This window comes from Burkholderia sp. SRS-25 (genome assembly GCF_004343765.1).
GTDB lineage: Bacteria > Pseudomonadota > Gammaproteobacteria > Burkholderiales > Burkholderiaceae > Burkholderia > Burkholderia contaminans.
The window spans coordinates 1-1,887 of record NZ_PTXM01000052.1; the positions used below are offsets into that span (position 1 = coordinate 1).

Consider the following 1,887-nt stretch of genomic DNA (forward strand, 5'->3'; position numbering starts at 1 on the left):
CGCAGCAGGCGCCGCATGATCTTGCCCGAGCGCGTCTTCGGCAGGTTGTCGCCGAAGCGGATGTCCTTCGGCTTCGCAATCGGCCCGATCTGCTTGCCGACCCAGTCGCGCAGCGTCTTCGCCAGCGCCGCGGCTTCCTCGCCTTCCGGACGCGAACGTTTCAGCACCACGAACGCGACCACCGCTTCGCCCGTCGTATCGTCCGGGCGGCCGACCACGGCGGCTTCAGCCACGAGTTCGTGTGACACCAGCGCCGATTCGATTTCCATCGTGCCGAGCCGGTGGCCCGACACGTTCAGCACGTCGTCGATCCGGCCCATGATCGTGAAGTAGCCGGTGTCCTTGTCGCGCACGGTGCCGTCGCCGGCCAGGTACAGCCGCCCGCCGAGTTCCTCGGGGTAGTAGCTCTTCTTGAAGCGCTCCGGGTCGCCCCAGATCGTGCGGATCATCGCGGGCCACGGGCGCTTGACGACGAGGATGCCGCCCTGCCCGTTCGGCACGTCCTGGCCGGTTTCGTCGACCACCGCCGCCATGATGCCCGGCAGCGGCAGCGTGCACGAGCCAGGCACGGTCGGCGTCGCGCCCGGCAGCGGCGTGATCATGTGGCCGCCGGTTTCGGTCTGCCACCACGTGTCGACGATCGGGCAGCGCTCCTGGCCGACGTGCTTGTGATACCACATCCATGCTTCCGGATTGATCGGCTCGCCGACCGTGCCGATGATGCGCAGGCTCGACAGGTCGTAGCTTTTCGGATGGACCTTGTCGTCGGCCTCGGCCGCCTTGATCAGCGAGCGGATCGCGGTCGGCGCGGTGTAGAACACGGTGACCTTGTGGTCGCCGATCATCTTCCAGAAGCGGCCGGCGTCCGGATAGGTCGGCACGCCTTCGAACACGACCTGCGTGCCGCCGCATGCGAGCGGGCCGTACGTGATGTACGTGTGGCCGGTGACCCAGCCGATGTCGGCCGTGCACCAGAACACATCGGTGGGCTTCCAGTCGAAGGTCCACTTCATCGTCTGCGCGGCCCACAGCAGGTAGCCGCCCGTGCTGTGCTGCACGCCCTTCGGCTTGCCGGTCGAGCCCGACGTATACAGGATGAACAGCGGATGCTCGGCGCCGACCCATTCCGGCTCGCACTGGTCGGATTCGCCGGCCGTCAGTTCGTGCATCCACAGGTCGCGCCCGGCGTGCCAGTCGATCTTGCCGCCGGTGCGGCGATAGACGATCACGCTCTTCACGGCCTCGCAGCCGCCCAGCGCGATCGCTTCATCCGCGATGCTCTTCAGCGGCAGCGTCTTGCCGCCGCGCGCCTGCTCGTCGGCCGTGACGAGCGCCGTCGCGCCGACGTCGACGAGCCGCTCGTTCAACGACTTCGCGGAGAAGCCGCCGAACACGACCGAGTGCGTCGCGCCGATGCGCGCGCAGGCCTGCATCGCGACGATGCCTTCGATCGACATCGGGATATAGATGACGACGCGGTCACCCTTGCCGATCCCGCGCTTCTTCAGTGCATTCGCGAAACGGGACACGCGTGCGAGGAGATCCGCATAGGTGACGCGCGTGACGGTGCCGTCGTCGGCTTCGAAGATCACCGCGACGCGCTCGCCATTGCCGGCTTCGACGTGACGGTCGAGGCAGTTGTACGACGCGTTCAGCTCGCCGTCGTCGAACCACTTGTAGAACGGCGCGTTGGACTCGTCGAGCACTGTCGTGAACGGCTTGTGCCACGCCAGACCCTCGCGCGCGAGACGCGCCCAGAATCCTTCGTAATCGCTTTCGGCTTCGGCGGCGAGCGCACGATAGGCCGGCATGCCGGAAATGGTCGCCGCCTGTTCGAGCGCCGCGGGCGGCGCAAACTGACGGGTTTCGTGAAGAACCGATTCAATC

Annotated in this window: 1 protein-coding gene; it reads right to left on the reverse strand. The window is 67.0% G+C overall.

What is annotated here, in order from left to right; genetic code table 11:
* On the reverse strand, window positions 1–1,886 hold a 1,886-nt coding region (acs, locus tag C5O79_RS37830; protein ID WP_240687938.1), incomplete at its 3' end, for an acetate--CoA ligase.
* Window position 1,887 lies beyond the last annotated feature (1 nt).